The sequence below is a fragment of the Burkholderia sp. AU33545 genome, assembly GCF_020419685.1.
Lineage (GTDB): Bacteria > Pseudomonadota > Gammaproteobacteria > Burkholderiales > Burkholderiaceae > Burkholderia > Burkholderia diffusa.
Genome location: NZ_JAIZRQ010000001.1, coordinates 56,156 through 73,248 on the forward strand (window position 1 = coordinate 56,156; position 17,093 = coordinate 73,248).

The 17,093-nt window shown below is 66.4% G+C and carries 18 protein-coding genes; 8 read left to right on the top strand and 10 right to left on the bottom strand.

Translation table 11 applies throughout. The features are described from left to right. The first annotated feature begins 3 nt into the window (after positions 1 to 3). The 3 genes from LGM71_RS00260 to LGM71_RS00270 all read left to right on the top strand — a co-directional run bounded on the left by LGM71_RS00260 (position 4) and on the right by LGM71_RS00270 (position 2,339). Positions 4 to 1,215, top strand: a complete 1,212-nt coding sequence (locus tag LGM71_RS00260; protein WP_059535212.1) for a ribonucleotide-diphosphate reductase subunit beta — start codon at positions 4 to 6, stop codon at positions 1,213 to 1,215. A gap of 82 nt (positions 1,216 to 1,297) precedes the next feature. Then, positions 1,298 to 1,624 (top strand): hypothetical protein, encoded by a 327-nt coding sequence (locus LGM71_RS00265; protein WP_081334211.1) that lies wholly within the window; start codon positions 1,298 to 1,300, stop codon positions 1,622 to 1,624. A gap of 28 nt (positions 1,625 to 1,652) precedes the next feature. Next, the gene (locus tag LGM71_RS00270; protein ID WP_059608192.1) at positions 1,653 to 2,339 is read left to right on the top strand and encodes a histone H1-like DNA-binding protein; all 687 of its coding nucleotides are present in this window, start codon (positions 1,653 to 1,655) and stop codon (positions 2,337 to 2,339) included. Between the two features lie 215 nt (positions 2,340 to 2,554). On the opposite strand, the gene LGM71_RS00275 is transcribed toward LGM71_RS00270, so the two are convergent. From LGM71_RS00275 to LGM71_RS00320, 10 genes are all read right to left on the bottom strand, one after another. Next, on the bottom strand, positions 2,555 to 3,028 hold the full coding sequence (locus LGM71_RS00275; protein WP_059608193.1) for a glycine zipper 2TM domain-containing protein: 474 nt from the start codon (positions 3,026 to 3,028) through the stop codon (positions 2,555 to 2,557). A 19-nt stretch (positions 3,029 to 3,047) separates the two neighbouring features. After that, complete coding sequence (locus tag LGM71_RS00280; RefSeq protein WP_226113471.1) at positions 3,048 to 3,986, bottom strand: carbohydrate kinase family protein; 939 nt, start codon at positions 3,984 to 3,986, stop codon at positions 3,048 to 3,050. A gap of 94 nt (positions 3,987 to 4,080) precedes the next feature. Beyond that, positions 4,081 to 4,584 carry a thiol peroxidase gene (gene tpx, locus LGM71_RS00285; RefSeq protein ID WP_059535219.1) on the bottom strand — a complete coding sequence of 168 codons (504 nt, stop codon included), beginning with the start codon at positions 4,582 to 4,584 and terminating at the stop codon, positions 4,081 to 4,083. 72 nt (positions 4,585 to 4,656) lie between these two features. Next, positions 4,657 to 5,997 carry a DUF3426 domain-containing protein gene (locus tag LGM71_RS00290; RefSeq protein ID WP_226113473.1) on the bottom strand — a complete coding sequence of 447 codons (1,341 nt, stop codon included), beginning with the start codon at positions 5,995 to 5,997 and terminating at the stop codon, positions 4,657 to 4,659. 45 nt (positions 5,998 to 6,042) lie between these two features. After that, on the bottom strand, positions 6,043 to 6,945 hold the full coding sequence (prmA, locus tag LGM71_RS00295) for a 50S ribosomal protein L11 methyltransferase (protein WP_226113475.1): 903 nt from the start codon (positions 6,943 to 6,945) through the stop codon (positions 6,043 to 6,045). A gap of 2 nt (positions 6,946 to 6,947) precedes the next feature. After that, a complete protein-coding gene (gene accC, locus LGM71_RS00300) occupies positions 6,948 to 8,315 on the bottom strand; it encodes an acetyl-CoA carboxylase biotin carboxylase subunit (protein WP_059608197.1) in 1,368 nt (455 codons plus the stop codon). 84 nt (positions 8,316 to 8,399) lie between these two features. Beyond that, the gene (gene accB, locus LGM71_RS00305) at positions 8,400 to 8,876 is read right to left on the bottom strand and encodes an acetyl-CoA carboxylase biotin carboxyl carrier protein (protein ID WP_124624755.1); all 477 of its coding nucleotides are present in this window, start codon (positions 8,874 to 8,876) and stop codon (positions 8,400 to 8,402) included. Positions 8,877 to 8,940: 64 nt separating this feature from the next. Beyond that, positions 8,941 to 9,393, bottom strand: a complete 453-nt coding sequence (aroQ, locus tag LGM71_RS00310; protein WP_040143361.1) for a type II 3-dehydroquinate dehydratase — start codon at positions 9,391 to 9,393, stop codon at positions 8,941 to 8,943. Positions 9,394 to 9,587: 194 nt separating this feature from the next. Beyond that, a complete protein-coding gene (locus LGM71_RS00315) occupies positions 9,588 to 10,142 on the bottom strand; it encodes a TlpA family protein disulfide reductase (protein ID WP_059608199.1) in 555 nt (184 codons plus the stop codon). Between the two features lie 7 nt (positions 10,143 to 10,149). Continuing rightward, entirely contained in the window at positions 10,150 to 10,794 is a 645-nt protein-coding gene (locus LGM71_RS00320) for a hypothetical protein (protein WP_059681884.1), read from the bottom strand. Between the two features lie 234 nt (positions 10,795 to 11,028). Here LGM71_RS00320 and mpl point away from each other — a divergent pair, with 234 nt between their 5' ends. From mpl to mtgA, 5 genes are all read left to right on the top strand, one after another. Next, positions 11,029 to 12,414, top strand: a complete 1,386-nt coding sequence (mpl, locus tag LGM71_RS00325) for a UDP-N-acetylmuramate:L-alanyl-gamma-D-glutamyl-meso-diaminopimelate ligase (protein ID WP_264160305.1) — start codon at positions 11,029 to 11,031, stop codon at positions 12,412 to 12,414. After that, positions 12,411 to 12,980: a YqiA/YcfP family alpha/beta fold hydrolase gene (locus LGM71_RS00330; protein ID WP_059608201.1), complete on the top strand. Its 570-nt coding sequence runs from the start codon at positions 12,411 to 12,413 to the stop codon at positions 12,978 to 12,980. Before mpl ends, LGM71_RS00330 begins: the two co-directional genes overlap by 4 nt. Before the next feature lie 81 nt (positions 12,981 to 13,061). Continuing rightward, on the top strand, positions 13,062 to 15,152 hold the full coding sequence (locus LGM71_RS00335) for an RNB domain-containing ribonuclease (RefSeq protein WP_059608202.1): 2,091 nt from the start codon (positions 13,062 to 13,064) through the stop codon (positions 15,150 to 15,152). Beyond that, positions 15,149 to 16,015: a shikimate dehydrogenase gene (gene aroE, locus LGM71_RS00340; protein WP_226113477.1), complete on the top strand. Its 867-nt coding sequence runs from the start codon at positions 15,149 to 15,151 to the stop codon at positions 16,013 to 16,015. The genes LGM71_RS00335 and aroE overlap by 4 nt, the downstream gene beginning before the upstream one ends. Positions 16,016 to 16,029: 14 nt before the next feature. After that, on the top strand, positions 16,030 to 16,767 hold the full coding sequence (gene mtgA, locus LGM71_RS00345) for a monofunctional biosynthetic peptidoglycan transglycosylase (protein ID WP_059681846.1): 738 nt from the start codon (positions 16,030 to 16,032) through the stop codon (positions 16,765 to 16,767). The last annotated feature ends 326 nt before the right edge of the window (positions 16,768 to 17,093 follow it).

The following is a 17,093-nucleotide window of genomic DNA, read 5'->3' on the forward strand; positions in this document are numbered from 1 at the left end:
TTTATGCTCAACTGGGATGACGAGAAGACTGCCGTAACCCCCGCGAGCGGAGCGCAGCAAAACGCGATGCGCACCTCCGCAGGGATGGCTGTCGGACTGCAGGCTGCAACGCCTGCCGCCCATCAGGTCCGCGACATTTTCGAAGGCGATCTTGCGGTGCCGCCGCAAGCATCGGCTGTTCCCGCTGGCGGTTCGGAAGCGCGGGTCAATGTCGCCGACAAGCGCATCATCAACGGCCAGACTGACGTCAATCAGCTGGTGCCGTTCAAGTACAAGTGGGCGTGGGAAAAGTATCTGGCGGGTTGCGCGAACCACTGGATGCCGCAGGAAATCAACATGTCCCGCGACATCGCACTGTGGAAGGACCCGAACGGTCTGACCGAGGACGAGCGCCGCATCGTCAAGCGCAACCTCGGTTTCTTCGTGACGGCCGATTCGCTCGCCGCGAACAACATCGTGCTCGGCACGTACCGCCACATCACGGCGCCCGAATGCCGGCAGTTTCTGCTGCGCCAGGCGTTCGAGGAAGCGATCCACACGCACGCGTATCAATACATTGTCGAATCGCTCGGTCTCGACGAAGGCGAGATCTTCAACGCGTACCACGAGGTCACGTCGATCCGCGCGAAGGACGAATTCCTGATCCCGTTCATCCACACGCTGACGGATCCGGCCTTCAAGACCGGCACGCTCGAAGCGGATCAGAAGCTGCTGAAGTCGCTGATCGTGTTCGCCTGCATCATGGAAGGCCTGTTCTTCTATGTCGGCTTCACGCAGATCCTCGCACTCGGCCGCCAGAACAAGATGACGGGTGCTGCAGAGCAATATCAGTACATCCTGCGTGACGAGTCGATGCACTGCAATTTCGGCATTGACCTGATCAACCAGATCAAGCTCGAGAACCCGCATCTCTGGACCGCGGAATTCCGTGCCGAGATCCGCGAGCTGTTCAAGCAGGCTGTCGAACTCGAATACCGCTACGCCGAGGACACGATGCCGCGCGGCGTGCTGGGTCTGAACGCGTCGATGTTCAAGAGCTATTTGCGCTTCATCAGCAACCGTCGTTGCCAGCAGATCGGCCTCGATCCGCTGTTCCCGAACGAGGAAAACCCGTTCCCGTGGATGAGCGAGATGATCGACCTGAAGAAGGAACGCAACTTCTTCGAGACGCGTGTGATCGAGTATCAGACGGGCGGTGCGCTGTCCTGGGAATAACCCGCAGCAGCGAACCCGTCACATGATGGAGCAGCCGGCGGCCTCTCGGCCCCGGCCCAAGGTTTAGGAGCAAGAACGCCTGATGCAAAGCATGCCCGGTGCCTTAACGGCCCAACGACATGATCGGCACTTTGCGAACCCTTCAGTGGGATGGGCAAACTTCCCTCCGGAAAAAGCGGGCAGCCGTGTGGCGGTCCGCTTGATCAAGCGATTAGGGGTAGCGGCGCGAGGTGCGCCGGCTACCGACTTGATTTGGCGCGCGAGGCCATGGGGTCACGCGCGCCATACCGTATTCATTAGCGTAAGCGCGTGGTATCCGCGTACGCCGATGAATAGCCCGCTTCGAAGCGCACGTCCTGAACAGCGTCCGCGGGAAGCGGGTTTTGACGAAGGGTGTAGTTTGAACTGACTCTCATCTGAACCTGAAGGAGAACAACATGGCTACTGCCAAGAAGAAACCGGCTGCTAAGAAGGTCGCTGCCAAGAAGACCGTTGCGAAGAAGGCTGCTGCTCCGGCGAAGAAGGCCGCTGCAGTGAAGAAGGTTGCTGCGAAGAAGGTCGCGGTGAAGAAGGTTGCCGCGAAGAAGGCAGCACCGGCGAAGAAGGCCGCTGCGAAGAAGGTCGCGGCAAAGAAGGTCGCAACGAAGAAGGTTGCAGCCAAGAAGGTCGCTGCGAAGAAAGTCGCGGTGAAGAAGGTTGCCGCGAAGAAGGCAGCACCGGCGAAGAAGGCCGCAGCGAAGAAGGTTGCTGCGAAGAAGGTCGCAGTGAAGAAGGTTGCTGCGAAGAAGGCAGCACCGGCTAAGAAGGCTGCTGCGAAGAAGGCAGCACCGGCGAAGAAGGCTGCCGCCAAGAAGGCTGCGCCTGCGAAGAAGGCTGCTGCGAAGAAGGCTGCCCCTGCGAAGAAGGCTGCGCCTGCCAAGAAGGCTGCCGCCGCACCGAAGGCTGCTGCCGCACCGAAGGCCGCCGCCCCTGCGAAGAAGGCTGCTGCTCCGAAGAAGGCCGTCGTGAAGAAGGCTGCACCGGCAACCACCGCGTCGACCGCATCGGTCGCGCCGGCATCGGGCGTGAAGACCGCGCTCAACCCGGCAGCGGCATGGCCGTTCCCGACCGGCAGCCGTCCGTAATCGCGGCTGACCAGTACCACCCGGACACTCACGTGGTGTCCGCGGGTTGAGTAGCGCTACTCAATCGGTCCCGCCATCTGGCTCAGGTGGCGGGATTTTTTTCGTCCGTATTCATCGATGTGTCGACCGGTTGCCGGGCACGAACGAAAAAAAACGCATGTGCAGCTTCGCACATGCGTTCGACCGCGGCTTGCGCCGCGTGCTGAGGATGCTCGTTAGTGCGTGACGCGCGTGACGCCGCCGCTCGACAGCAGTCGCACACGCTCGCCGGCGCGGAACATTTCGCCGCTCGCCGCCTGCGTGATCGAGCGCAGGTCGCCGTTGTCGAGGCGCACGGTGATTTCGACACCGTTCGCCGTGCTGAGGTTTTCGCCGACCGCGTTGCCCGCGACCGCGCCGACGAGACCGCCCGCGATGGCCGTCAGGATCGACCCCTTGCCGCCGCCGATCGCGCTGCCCGCGACCGCGCCGAGCGCACCGCCACCGAGCGTGCCGATCGCGCTGCCGCCGCCGTCGGACTGGATGCGCACGGCACGGACGCTCTCGACGGTGCCCATGCGAACGGTTTGTTCGCGCTGCGCCTGGCCGACGCTATAGACATCTGCGGAGCCCGGCGCCGTGAAGCAGCCCGCGAGCGTGAGCGTGGCCGTCAGCATGGCGGTGAGCGTGAGGGTTTTCTTGGTCAACATTTTTACTCTCCCACAATATTCATTTGAGACTGTACCCGAAGGCAGCCTCGAAACGCGCGTCGATTTCGGCGCGCGTCAGTGCGTAAGTTTGAGGCCCCTGGTGGGCGATCTTGATCGAGCCCATCAGGCTCGCGAGGCGGCCCGTCGTTGCCCAGTCGAGGCCATTCTCGATGCCGTACAGCAGGCCGCCCCGGAAGGCGTCGCCGCAGCCGGTCGGATCGACGACACGCTCGGCTTGCACAACCGGAATCTGTTCTTCGCCGTTTTTGTGAAGAATGGTGGCGCCGTGCTCGCCGCGCGTGATGATCAACGCATGAACCCGGCTGGCGATTTCCTGTTCGGACCAGCCCGTCTTGTCGCTGACGAGCTTGCCTTCGTAGTCGTTGACCGCGACGAAGGTCGCGAGTTCAATGATGCGGCGCAGCGTCGCACCATCGAACAGCGGCAGACCCTGGCCCGGATCGAAGATGAACGGGATGCCGGCCTTCGCGAATTGCTCGGCGTGCTGGACCATCCCGTCGAAGCCGTCCGGCGCGACGATGCCGAGCTTCACGCCCGACACTTCGTCCGCGCGGTTCAGGTGCGACTGCATCATCGCGCCCGGGTGGAATGCGGTGATCTGGTTGTTCTCGAGATCGGTCGTGATCATCGCCTGCGCGGTATGCGTTTCGGGCACCACGCGCACGCTGGCCTTGGACAGGCCGAGGCTGTCGAGACGCTCGAGATAGCGATCGGCGTCGTTCGCGCCGACCGTCGCCATGATGCGCGCGTCGCCGCCGAGCATGTGCAGCGCGTAAGCGATGTTCCCCGCGCAACCGCCGAATTCGCGACGCATCGTCGGCACGAGGAAGCTCACGTTCAGCAGGTGAACCTGGTCGGGCAGGATGTGCTCGCGAAACCGGCCTTCGAAGGTCATGATGTTGTCGTAGGCGAGCGAGCCGCAAATCAGCGTAGTCAAGGCGTGCGTTCCTGTAGAGAGCAAAAGGAAGCGGCCGCCCGGCCGGTGCGCCGAGGCCGTCGGGCCTCGCGCGGCAGGGCCGGGTGGCAGCGGGTTACTTCAGTGCGGCGAGCGCTGCGTCGTAATTCGGCTCGTCCTTGATCTCGCCGACGAGTTCCGCGTGGATCACCTTGTCCTGCGCGTCGAGCACGACGACCGCGCGGGCCGTCAGGCCATTCAGCGGGCCGCTCGTCACGTCGACGCCGTACGCGTTCGCGAACGCGCGGGCGCCGCGGAACGTCGAAGCCGTCACGACGTTCGCGAGGCCTTCCGTCGTGCAGAAGCGCGTGGCGGCGAACGGCAGGTCGCCGGATACGACGATCACGACGGTGTTGTCGAGCGACGACGCGGCTTCGTTGAACTTGCGGGTCGACGTCGCGCAGGTCGGCGTGTCGAGGCTCGGGACGATGTTCAGCACCTTGCGCTTGCCGGCGAAGCTGGCGAGCGACAGATCGGCGAGGTCCTTGCCGACCAGCTTGAAGTCGGGGGCTTGCGAGCCGACGGCCGGGAACGTGCCGGCGAGATCGATCGGGTTGCCACCCAGCGTAACTTTGCTCATGTTCGTGCTCCGAAATAGCGCGCCGCTGCGGCGCGCGGGTTGAGACGGCGCGCATGCACGCGCCGCGGGGCGTCACGGATAGAAGATCTGGACGCGGAAATTCGAGGCGGGCGCGCCGTTCGTGTCGAGACGGACGACCATCGTCCGCGTCGTGCCGGGCGGCAGCCCGGCGTCGATCGGCGTGCCCGGGCGGACGTAGTCGCGCGGCGCAAGCACGCGGCGCACGGTCACGTGATTCGTGTCGTCGAGCAGCGTCAGCTCGAGAGACGGATAGGCGAGTGCGACGCGGTAGCGGTTCGTCAGCGGTACCTTCAACTCCAGCACGCGCGGGCCGTCGAGCTGGCGCAGGTCGGCCGCGTCGAGCCGCAGGCCGTCGATCGCGCGCGGCGGCGTGACCGTGCAGCCGAGCGGCGCGCACGCCTGCCGGAACCAGCCCTGCGTGACCGGCCAGTAGATCATCACGGTTTCGCGCTGCCACCACGCGAGTTGCGCGACGAGCAGCACCGCGAGCGCGGCAGCGACGAGTCCGCCGAAAAAGCCGCCGAGCATCCCGCGTCGCTCGGGCGCGCGCGTCTCGCGGGTCACGGCGAAGTGCGGGCGATCGTCGTCGGCCAGTGTGGCGGGGAAGGGCGCGGCCGATCTGGCGGCCGGTTGGGCAGCCGTTTCGCTGGCGGCCGCGGCCGGTCCGGCGGCGCGCGCGTCGGCGTTGGCATCGTATTCAGGGACGGCTTGCGCCGGCGTGAATGCGAAGCGCGGTTCGCGCGGTGCGTGTTCGTCGTCGGGTACGGAGAAGTGCGCGTTGCCGATGGGTTCGTCCGCGTCGGTGGCCGACGGCGTGTGCGCGACGAAGCGCGGTTCGCGCAGGTCGGGTTCGGCGGATGCCGTGGCCCGCGACGTGCCGGATGAATCGGTTTCGTGCCCCGCCAAGTCCGGCTCGGCCGACGCGACAGCGTGCAGTTCGGCGGGGGCCGATGCGATCGGGGCGGGCGTGCCGGAGAGGTGGACGACACCGGCGTCCATGGCCGGCAGCGCGAGCGGCACCAGCGGCTCGGTGCGCACGGTCTGTACGTTGTGCTGCAGGGATGGGTCGACGCCGGCATCGAGCCACGGCGCCCACATGTCCCAGCCTTCGGGCTTGTAGTCGGAACCGGGCGCCGGCTCGACCGGTGCGTCGGTGGTGAAGAGCCGCACGGGCGCGGCTTCGTGTTGCGGTTCGGCGGCGGCCGGCCCGGCCGGTGCCGCTTCGGTCAGCGCCGGCTCGGGCTGCCGTGCCGGTTCGGGAACGAGCGACTGCGACGCGTTGAAGACCTGATGGCAGTGTCCGCAGCGCACGAGCCCGTCATGCAGCGAGAGCTGTTCCTGCTGCAGCCGGAAGACGGTTTCGCAATGAGGGCAGCGCGTCGCAAGAAGCATGTCGAGCCGGGCGGCCTGCTGGCCAAAGTGAAGGACAGCGCTATTCTAATGGCTTTCCCGCCGCGTTCCGGCGAGGCATACCCAACCTTCGTGTTCGCGCCAGACCGAGATGTCGACATAGCGCGCATAGACGGCCGCGACTTCGTCCGCCTGGCGCGCGAGCACGCCCGACAGCGCGATGCGCCCGCCCGGTTTCACCTTCGATGCGAGCATCGACGCCATCAGCTTCAGCGGGTTCGACAGGATGTTGGCGACGACGATGTCGAATTCTCCGCCCGGGCACGCGTCGGGCAGCCCGTACGTCACTTCTGCATGGTTGCGTTCGCTGTTCTGTCGCGCCGATTCGACCGCTTGCGGATCGATGTCGATGCCGACCACGGGGTTCGCCCCGCATTTCTTCGCGAGGATCGCGAGGATGCCCGAGCCGCAGCCGTAGTCGAGCACGGACTGGCCGGGCTTGACCGACTGTTCGAGCCATTCCATGCACAGGCGCGTGGTCGGGTGGCTGCCCGTGCCGAATGCGAGACCGGGGTCGAGTTCGAGGATCAGTGCGTCGGGGTCGGGTGCGTCGTGCCACGACGGCACGACCCAGATCCGCTCGCCGATCGGAATCGGCTCGAACTGCGACTGCGTGAGCCGCACCCAGTCCTGCTCCTCGACTTCGCGCACGTCGAACTTCGGCGTATCGGCGATGCCGATCTCGTTCGCGGCCGCCGCGAGCAGCACGGCCGGCTCGTGATCGGGCGACAGCAGCGCGATCACGCGCGAGTGCTGCCACGCGGTGCGTTCGGGCACGAGGCCCGGCTCGCCGAAGAGCGGCTGTTCGTCGGGCGTGTCGGCGTCGGCGTCCTCGACGGACACCGACAGCGCGCCGAGGTCGAGCAGTGCGTCGGACAGCGCCTCCGCATGCTCACGGGCCAGTTCGACGACGAGTTCGCGATAACTCATGCTTACGCTTCTTCCGGTGCGACCTGCTGCTTCTGCGCGAGCCGGTTTTCGAGGTAATGGATGCTGGTGCCGCCTTCGACGAACTTCGAGTCGATCATCAGCTCGCGGTGCAGCGGGATGTTGGTCTGGATGCCTTCGACGACCATCTCCGACAGCGCGATGCGCATCCGGCGGATCGCCTGGTCGCGCGTCGCGCCGTAGGTGATCAGCTTGCCGATCATCGAATCATAGTTCGGCGGCACGAAATAGCCATTGTACGCATGCGAATCGACGCGCACGCCGGGACCGCCCGGCGTATGCCACGACGTGATCCGGCCCGGCGACGGCGTGAACTTGAACGGATCTTCGGCGTTGATCCGGCATTCGATCGCATGTCCACGGAACTGGATGTCGCGCTGGCGCAGCGCGAGCTTCTCGCCGGCCGCGATGCGGATCTGTTCCTGGACGATGTCGACGCCCGTGATCAGCTCCGACACCGGATGCTCGACCTGCACGCGCGTGTTCATCTCGATGAAGTAGAACTCGTTGTTCTCGTACAGGAATTCGAACGTGCCCGCGCCGAGATAGCCCATCTTCTTGCACGCGTCCGCGCAGCGGTCGCCGATGCGCTCGATCAGGCGGCGCGGAATGCCGGGCGCCGGCGCTTCCTCGATCACCTTCTGGTGACGGCGCTGCATCGAGCAGTCGCGCTCGCCGAGCCAGATCGCGTTCTTGTGCGCGTCCGACAGTACCTGGATCTCGATGTGGCGCGGGTTCTCGAGGAACTTCTCCATGTACACCTGCGGGTTGCCGAACGCACGGCCGGCTTCCTCGCGGGTCATGTTGACCGCGTTGACGAGCGCGGCCTCGGTGTGCACGACGCGCATCCCGCGCCCGCCGCCGCCGCCCGCCGCCTTGATGATGACCGGATAGCCGATCGCGCGCGCAATCTTCACGATCTCCTTCGGATCGTCCGGCAACGCGCCTTCCGAGCCCGGCACGCACGGCACGCCGGTCTTGATCATCGTCTGCTTCGCGGTGACCTTGTCACCCATCATGCGGATCGTTTCCGGGCGCGGGCCGATGAACGTGAAGCCCGACTGCTCGACGCGTTCCGCGAAGTCGGCGTTCTCCGACAGGAAGCCGTAGCCGGGGTGGATCGCCTCGGCATCGGTGACTTCCGCGGCGCTGATCAGCGCCGGCATGTTCAGGTAGCTCAGGTTCGACGGGGCCGGGCCGATACAGACGGCTTCGTCCGCGAGGCGCACGTACTTGGCTTCCTTGTCGGCTTCCGAGTAGACGACCACCGTCTTGACGCCGAGTTCGCGGCACGCGCGCTGGATGCGCAGCGCGATTTCACCGCGGTTGGCAATGAGGATTTTTTCAAACATAGCGAGTATTCGTCTCTTCGAGGGGCGCGCGAACGGCGCCTGGCGAGCATCGGCGGCGCGCGGCCCGCAGGCCGCGCGGCGGACTTAGCCGATCACGAAAAGCGGCTGGCCGTATTCGACGGCCTGGCCGTTCTCGACGAGGATTTCCTTGATCACGCCGGCCTTGTCCGATTCGATCTCGTTGAGCAGCTTCATTGCTTCGATGATGCAGATCGTCTGGCCTTCCTTGACCGTGTCGCCCACCTGGACGAACGGGTCCGCGCCCGGCGACGGCGCGCGATAGAACGTGCCGACCATCGGCGACGTCACGACGTGGCCTTGCGGCACGGCGGGCGCAGCAGCGGCGCCCGCGGCCGGCGCGGCAGCCGCGCCTTCGGCCGGCAGCGCGACCGCCGGGGCCGGCGCGCTGACCTGCGGGGCAAATCCGCCCGTCGGCTGGACATAGACCGGCGGCGCGTTCTTGACGATACGCACCTTGCCTTCGCCTTCCGTCACTTCCAGCTCGGAGATGCCGGATTCGGAGACGAGGTCGATCAGAGTTTTCAGCTTACGAAGATCCATCGGGAATTCCCCTTTCAATACGTGAAAGCGCCGGTGGGACCGGCGCTGAATCTAGATCGCGAAATCAGCCGCGCGACGCGCCTTGCAGCTTGTCGAGCGCGTACTCGAGCGCGTACAGATAACCTTTCCAGCCGAGCCCGCAGATCACGCCTTCGGCCTGGTCGGAAAAGTAGGAGTGATGCCTGAAGGCTTCGCGGCGGTGCACGTTCGACAGATGAACCTCGACGAACGGGATGCCAACGCCGGCGATCGCGTCCCGGATCGCGACGCTCGTGTGCGTATACGCGGCGGGATTGATCAGGATGAAATCGGTCTGTTCCTCCCGCGCGGCCTGGATGCGGTCGACGAGCGCGCCTTCATGGTTGCTCTGGAACGACGACAGTTCGGCGCCGGCCTCCTGCGCCCGCGCGGCAAGCGCTTGATCGATCTGCGCGAGCGTGACGCGGCCGTACACCTCCGGTTCCCGGGTGCCGAGAAGGTTCAGGTTGGGGCCGTGCAGCACCAGCAATCGTGTCATGGTCGCTTCTATTTCTGCGGAATTGCGCGAACTTTAGCGCTATTTAGAGAAATTTGTCTAGTTTTGCCGAACGGCCGGGCGCGCCGGACCTGCAAGAATTACCGGTGCGGCCGCAAAGTATCAGCGAATTCACGTGAAATTGCGGCGATCGACGCACAAATCGCCGCCAACGCGCAGGCAGCCGTTCAGGGCGATCACAACGCGTCGAGGGTCTTTTTCAGCTCGGCCGGTTGGATTTGTCCCAATTTTGTCTCGCGAATCTTGCCGGTTTCGTCGATGACGACCGTAAACGGCAGCGCGCCGGCGGTATTTCCAAAATTACGGGCCAGATCGGCGCCCGCATAACCGCTGACGAAAACCGGATAGTCGACCTTCACCTTCTGCAGAAAGTTCTTCACGTTCTGGTCGGAATCGACGCCGATCCCGATGAAACGGATCCCCTTCTGCTTGTATTGGTGCGACAGCGCGACGAGCTCCGGCATCTCTTCGACGCACGGACCGCACCATGACGCCCAGAAATTGACCACGACCTTCTGGCCCTTGAAGGAAGCGAGCGACGCCGGCTTGCCGTCGACACCGGTCAGCGACGCGGCCCAGAGCTGGTCGACCGGGCTGCCGTTCGCGGCGGGTGCGGCGACGGCGACGCCGTCATCGGCGCTGCCGCCGCGGAACCAATGGCCGGCGGCGATTCCGCCGGCGACGGCGGCGGCCGCGACCACCGCGAGCGCCAACATGCGTTTCATCATCATCGTTGAATCATTCCGGTTCGGAAGGGGCGTTGCTGGCCTCGAGCAGCGCGCGCAACGCGGTGGCGTCGGCCCGGGCGACCCGGCCGCGGGCGTCGGCCTTGACCGCGCCGCGCAGGTCGTCGCTCGCGTAGAGCGCGACGTGAATGCCGATCGCGTCCACGTCGCGCCGCGGGCGCCACAGGAAGCTGAGCGTCTCGACGTCGGCGCGACCGGCGAAATGCCGCGTTTCGGACACGTCGTACTGAACGTTCTGGTTCAGCAGATAGATCGCGACGTCCTTCGGGTTGTCGGTGAATATCTGCAAATGGATGTCCGAATGCGCGTTCGCGGTGCCGTTCAGCACCGCGCCCGTCACGTACGGATTGAACTCGGCGAGCCGGCGCATCCAGTCGAGCGCGATCTCGCGCAGGCGGCGCAGCTCGTCCGGCTGCGTGTCGCTCTGGAACAGGGCGAGGTACTCGCGCAGTTCTTCCTCGATCAGATCGTTATCAGGCAGCCATTCGCCGGCAACGCGCGTATCGCCGAACAACTGGCGCGCGGCCTTGCGTTTCGCGCTGGCGTAATCGAGGCCGTCCTCCGCGATCAGGCGGGCGGCGGACTGGGCAATTTCCTCGCGGGCGCGCCGCGGGTCGACAAGAGGTTTGCGAGACATGATCCGGCAATCATACTCGATCGCCGCCACGGCCGAACGCGGTGCGGCCGGGTGCCGCCCGCCGCGCCGCGCGGCGTTCGGATCCATCGTTCGGGCCGCCGGGCAGGGCGGGCCGTCAGTTACAATGACGGTCTTTGTGTCGCGGCGAAAGTCGTTGGCCGGGCGGCCTGTCCGGCGTGCCGCAGACCTTCCTTTCCGAATCGACGGCGCCCGGCGGCGCGAAAGCATTCATCTATGCACATCCACATTCTTGGCATCTGCGGCACCTTCATGGGCGGTCTCGCCGTGCTCGCGCGCGAGGCGGGCCACACGGTGACGGGTTGCGACACGGGCGTCTATCCGCCGATGAGCACGCAGCTCGAGGCGCAGGGCATCACGCTGATCGAGGGCTACGGCGCCGAGCAGATCGAGCTGAAGCCCGACCTGTTCGTGATCGGCAACGTCGTCACGCGCGGCAACCCGCTGATGGAGGCGATCCTCGATCGCGGCCTGCCGTATGTATCGGGCCCGCAATGGCTCGGCGAGCACGTGCTGGCCGGTAAATGGGTGCTGGCGGTCGCGGGCACGCACGGCAAGACGACCACGTCGTCGATGCTCGCGTGGTTGCTGGAAGATGCCGGCCTGAACCCGGGCTTCCTGATCGGCGGTGTGCCGCTGAACTTCGGTGTGTCGGCGCGGCTGACCGATTCGAGTTTCTTCGTGATCGAGGCCGACGAATACGATACTGCGTTCTTCGACAAGCGCTCGAAGTTCGTCCACTACCGGCCGCGCACCGCGGTGCTCAACAATCTCGAATTCGATCACGCCGACATCTTCCCGGATCTCGCCGCGATCGAGACGCAATTCCATCACCTCGTGCGCACCGTGCCGGGCGTCGGCCGGATCGTGACCAACGGCCGCTCGGACGCGCTGGAGCGCGTGCTCGCGCGCGGCTGCTGGAGCGAGGTCGAGCGCTTCGGCGTCGACGGCGGCTGGCAGGCGCTCCCGGCCGAAGACGGCGTGCCGGTCGACGAGCGTTTCGCGGTGTACGCGCAGGCCGAGCGCGTCGGTGAAGTCGCGTGGCAGGTGCAGGGCGACCACAACCGGATGAACGCGCTCGCGGCGATCGCCGCCGCGCGCCACGTCGGCGTGCCGCCCGCGCAGGCCGCCGAATCCCTCGCATCGTTCCGCAACGTGAAGCGGCGCATGGAAGTGCGCGGCAGCGTGGACGGCGTGACCGTCTACGACGACTTCGCGCACCATCCGACCGCGATCGAAACGACGATCGCCGGCCTTCGTGCACGCATCGGCCGCCAAAATTCCCGCATTCTCGCCGTGCTCGAGCCGCGTTCGAACACGATGAAGCTCGGTGTGATGAAGGCGCAATTGCCGGCAAGCCTCGCCGACGCCGACCTGGTGTTCGGCTACGGTGCCCCGACCGGGCGCGACGCGCTCGGCTGGAACCTCGGTGACGCGCTCGCGCCGCTCGGCGACAAGGCCCGCGCGTTCGACGATCTCCACCTGTTGGTGAAATCGGTCGTCGAGGCCGCGCGCCCGGGCGACCACGTGCTCGTGATGAGCAATGGCGGCTTCGGCGGCGTGCACCAGAAGCTGCTCGACGCGCTCGGGAGCCGCGCGTGATCCTGTACCTGCACGGATTCCGGTCGTCGCCGGAGTCGCAGAAGTCGCGGCTCCTCGCCGCGCGCATGGCCGAACTCGGTCGCACGCACGAGTGGCGCTGCCCGTCGCTGTCGGTATCGCCGCTCGAGGCGATCGCCGTCGCGGAAGCCGAGGTGGCCGGTGCGCGCGACGTGACGGTGATCGGCAGCTCGCTCGGCGGCTACTACGCAACCTGGCTCGCCGAAAAGCACGGCTGGAAGGCGGTGGTGCTGAATCCGGCGATCGTGCCGCAGCGCGACCTCGAACAGTATCTGGGCGAACAGCCGCTGTGGCACGGCGGCGGGTCGATCGTCGTCGAACGCCGTCACCTGCACGAGCTCGATGCGCTGCGCGTGCCGGCGATTTCGCGGCCCGAACGCTACTATCTGTTCGCGGCGACTGGCGACGAAGTGCTGGACTACCGCGAGATGCTCGCCCATTACCCGGGCGCGAAAACGCGCGTGATCGAAGGCAGCGATCATGGAATCAGTGAATTTGCCGACTATATCGACGACGTTCTCGCCTTTTGCGACGAAAGAACGTCATGAACCCGGCGTCATGCCGATCGAATTCCCATCATCATGCGGCGCCGCCGATGCGGCGCCCGGCAGTCTGAACGAGAGTACTGAGTGAACGTTTTCTTCGAGGAATCGGGCAGTTTCAAGGCGGGCAGCGTGCTGTCGCGCCAGGGCGACGCGTTTCAGGTCGAATTGCCCGGCGGGCGGCGCGCGAAGGTGCGTGCAAAGGACGTGCTGATCGAATTCGAGAAGCCGGCCGCCGGCGAGCTGATGCAGGAAGCCGACACGGCCGCGCAGCAGATCGACCTGGATTTCCTGTGGGAATGCGCGCCGGCCGAGGAGTTCGCGTATACGGCGCTGGCCTCGGAATATTTCGGCGCGACCTATGGCCCGGTCGAGCGCGCGGCGCTGGTGCTGCGGCTGCACGGCTCGCCCGTCTACTTCCGCCGCAAGGGGCGCGGCCAGTATCAGCGGGCGCCGGAAGATCAGCTCAAGATGGCGCTCGCGTCGCTCGAGCGCAAGCGTCAGCAGGCGCTCGTCCAGGCGCAGTATGAAGAGGAACTGAAGGCCGGCAAGCTGCCGGAAGCGTTCGCGGGCAAGGTGCTCGGGCTGCTGACGCGGCCGGACAAGAACGCGATCGAATACAAGGCGATGGAAGCGGCGGCCGGGGCGCGCGGCGTGTCGCCGGCGCGGTTGATGCTCGACTGCGGCGGCATCGCGTCGCCGCGTGCGCTGCACGAGGCGCGCTTCCTCGCGGAATTCTTCCCGCACGGCACGGGCTTCCCCGCCGTCACGGTCGGCCCGCTGCCGGACGACCTGCCGCGCGCGGACGTCGAGGCGTTCTCGATCGACGACATCACGACGACCGAAATCGACGACGCGTTCTCGGTCGAACACCTGTCCGACGGTCGCGTGCGGATCGGCGTGCACATCGCGGCGCCGGCGCTCGGCATCGTGCGCGGCGACGCGGTCGACGCGATCGCGCGCGCACGCCTGTCGACCGTCTACATGCCGGGCGACAAGATCACGATGCTGCCGGACGACGTCGTCGACGTGTTCACGCTGAAGGAAGGCGATTACCGTCCGGCGCTGTCGCTGTACATCATCGTCAACCGCGAGACGCAGGAGATCGTCGCGAACGAGACGCGTGCCGAACTCGTGTTCGTGAAGAACAACCTGCGCCACAACACGCTCGACGAGCTCGTCAATGAAGAGACGCTCGCGGCCGGCACCGGCGACTACCCGCACAAGGACGACATCGCCGTGCTGTGGCCGCTCGCGCAGGCGCTGTTCGAGAAGCGCCAGGTCGCGCGCGCGGGCTATGGCCTGAAGCGCGAAGTGCAGCGCAACACCGACTACAACTTCTACGTCGAAGGCGAGCACGTGACGATCACGCCGCGCCGCCGCGGGTCGCCGCTCGACCTGATCGTGTCGGAGCTCGCGATCCTCGCGAACTCGACGTGGGGCGCGTTCCTGCACGATCACACGGTGCCGGGCATCTACCGCTCGCAGCGCGGCTTCGGCGCGCCGGGCCCGAAGCGCACGCGGATGCAGACGACGGCCGCGCCGCACGAAGGCCTCGGTGTCGCTCAGTACGCGTGGAGCACGTCGCCGCTGCGCCGCTATGTCGACCTGGTGAACCAGTGGCAGTTGCTCGCATGCGTGCAGCACGGCGTCACGGCCAAGCTCGCCGCGCCGTTCAAGCCGAAGGACGCCGACCTGTACGCGGTCGTGCAGGGCTTCGACGACACCTATACCGCTTACGCCGACTACCAGCGCCGGATGGAGTACTTCTGGTGCCTGCGCTGGCTCGCGCAGGAGCAGAAGAAGCAGGTCGTCGCGAGCGTCGTGAAGGGCGACCTGGTGCGCCTCGAGGAAATTCCGCTGCTGCTGCATGTGCCGGGGCTCGGCGTGCATGCGCGCGGCACGCGCGTGCTGCTCGACGTGATGTCGCTCGACGAGCTGACGATCGAGGCGTCGGTGCGACTGCTGAACGTGCTTGACGCGCCGACCGTGACGAGCGGCGACGCGGCCGAAGACGAAGACGAGACCGAAGGCGGCGACGACACGCTGGTCGATGCGGAAGACGCGTCGGCCGAAACCGAGGCCGAGGCACTCGCCGAAGCGGACGGCGCGGCGGTCGAAGACGGCGAGGCCGCGAACGGCACCGGCCAGGAAAGCGAAGAGGGGCGCGCATCATGAACGCAGCCGCGTCGACGAGCGGCGCCGACCGCTACGTGGTGTTCGGCAATCCGGTGGCGCACAGCAAGTCGCCGTTCATCCACGCGCAGTTCGCCGCGCAGACGGGCGAGGCGATCGTCTACGAGCACCGGCTCGCGCCGGTCGACGGCTTCGGGGCCGCCGTGCGCGCGTTCGTCGCCGAAGGCGGACGCGGCGCGAACGTGACGGTGCCGTTCAAGCTCGACGCGCATGCGCTCGCCGATACACTGTCGCCGCGCGCGGCGGCGGCGGGCGCGGTGAACACGCTGCGCATCGAAGCCGACGGCCGCATCTACGGTGACAACACGGACGGCGTGGGTCTCGTGCGCGACATCGAATCGAACCTCGGCGTGTCGCTTGCGGGTGCGCGCATCCTGTTGCTCGGCGCAGGCGGCGCGGCGCGTGGCGTCGTGTTGCCGATGCTCGAGCGCGCGCCGCTGTCGATCACGATCGTGAACCGCACCGCGAGCAAGGCCGAGGCGCTCGTCGGTCAGTTCACGCAGGCCGCGCACGATGCGGGCTGCGTGCTGTCGGGCGGCGGCCCGGACACCGTGCGTGCGGAGCCGTACGACGTGATCGTCAACGCGACGGCCGGCAGCCTCGACGCGGCGCTGCCGGAGTGCGACGCGGCCGCGTTCGGCCCGGGCACGCTCGCGTACGACATGATGTACGGCGCGCAGCCGACCGTGTTCATGCAGCATGCGGCGTCGCTCGGCGCGCGCACGGCCGACGGGCTCGGGATGCTGGTCGAGCAGGCGGCCGAATCGTTCTTCATCTGGCGCGGCGTGCGGCCGGACGGTGCACCGGTGCTGGCCGCGCTGCGCCAGGCGCTCGCGGCGGCCTGACCGGAGCGCGACAGGTGGTGGCGGTAAGCGGCACGCAGCGCACGCGGACCATCAGCCCGACCCGCTGGATCGTCTATGCGGGTTCGGTGTTCGCGGGCGCGTGGCTCGCGACGCAGCTGTTCTATCTCGTGCAGATCGCGCTGTGGTCGTTCATCAATCCGGGTTCCACCGCGTTCATGCGGACCGACGCATGGTGGCTGTCGCGCGACAATCCGCCCGCGCGGATCCAGCACCAGTGGGTGCCGTACGACCAGATCTCGCGCAACCTGAAGCGCGCGCTGATCGCGTCGGAGGATTCGACCTTCGCGACCAACAACGGCTACGACGTCGACGCGATCCTGCAGGCGTGGGAGAAGAACAAGGCGCGCGGACGGATCGTCGCGGGCGGGTCGACGATCACGCAGCAGCTCGCGCGCAACCTGTTCCTGTCGCGCGAGAAGAGCTACATCCGCAAGGGGCAGGAGCTGATCATCACGTGGATGCTCGAGACGGTGCTCGACAAGGAGCGGATCTTCGAGATCTACCTGAATTCCGTCGAATGGGGCCGCGGCGTGTACGGTGCCGAGGCCGCCGCCCGCTATTACTACAGGATTCCCGCGAGCCGGCTCGGCGCGTGGCAGTCGGCGCGTCTCGCGGTGATGCTGCCGAAGCCGCGCTGGTTCGACGCGCACCGCGGCTCGGCCTACCAGGCGCAGCGCGCGGCCGTGATTGCCCGCCGGATGGGCGCGGCCGAACTTCCGCAATCGCAGTGAGCGGCGCGCTCGCGCCGTGACATTGTCCGTTCCGTCGCCGGCGCGCCATTGGTGCGCTGCAGCGCATTCGTGTCGCCCGCATTTCGGGACGCATCCATTAGACGAATTCATCTATTTCGCTTTACTGAGCAATGCCCGCCCGCGCGAGAATTTGTTTGCCGATATGGCACGAAATCCGCGCGGTTTGAGTGTTTTCGGGTAGAGGCGAAAGCAATTGAAAGACTGTTGAAACACAACGGTTCGTGAATTGAAGTATTCCTGAAAGGTGTGCGCCGCACCGAGCGTCGATCAAATATTTCCAAATTTTTCAAAGCCGACCCGCTCAC

Coding starts and splice junctions, on each gene's coding strand:
- LGM71_RS00260 (WP_059535212.1), top strand. CDS start 4: ATGCTCAACTGGGATGACGAGAAGACTGCCGTAACCCCCGCGAGCGGA.
- LGM71_RS00265 (WP_081334211.1), top strand. CDS start 1,298: ATGCAAAGCATGCCCGGTGCCTTAACGGCCCAACGACATGATCGGCAC.
- LGM71_RS00270 (WP_059608192.1), top strand. CDS start 1,653: ATGGCTACTGCCAAGAAGAAACCGGCTGCTAAGAAGGTCGCTGCCAAG.
- LGM71_RS00275 (WP_059608193.1), bottom strand. CDS start 3,028: ATGTTGACCAAGAAAACCCTCACGCTCACCGCCATGCTGACGGCCACG.
- tpx (WP_059535219.1), bottom strand. CDS start 4,584: ATGAGCAAAGTTACGCTGGGTGGCAACCCGATCGATCTCGCCGGCACG.
- LGM71_RS00290 (WP_226113473.1), bottom strand. CDS start 5,997: ATGCTTCTTGCGACGCGCTGCCCTCATTGCGAAACCGTCTTCCGGCTG.
- prmA (WP_226113475.1), bottom strand. CDS start 6,945: ATGAGTTATCGCGAACTCGTCGTCGAACTGGCCCGTGAGCATGCGGAG.
- accC (WP_059608197.1), bottom strand. CDS start 8,315: ATGTTTGAAAAAATCCTCATTGCCAACCGCGGTGAAATCGCGCTGCGC.
- accB (WP_124624755.1), bottom strand. CDS start 8,876: ATGGATCTTCGTAAGCTGAAAACTCTGATCGACCTCGTCTCCGAATCC.
- aroQ (WP_040143361.1), bottom strand. CDS start 9,393: ATGACACGATTGCTGGTGCTGCACGGCCCCAACCTGAACCTTCTCGGC.
- LGM71_RS00315 (WP_059608199.1), bottom strand. CDS start 10,142: ATGATGATGAAACGCATGTTGGCGCTCGCGGTGGTCGCGGCCGCCGCC.
- LGM71_RS00320 (WP_059681884.1), bottom strand. CDS start 10,794: ATGTCTCGCAAACCTCTTGTCGACCCGCGGCGCGCCCGCGAGGAAATT.
- mpl (WP_264160305.1), top strand. CDS start 11,029: ATGCACATCCACATTCTTGGCATCTGCGGCACCTTCATGGGCGGTCTC.
- aroE (WP_226113477.1), top strand. CDS start 15,149: ATGAACGCAGCCGCGTCGACGAGCGGCGCCGACCGCTACGTGGTGTTC.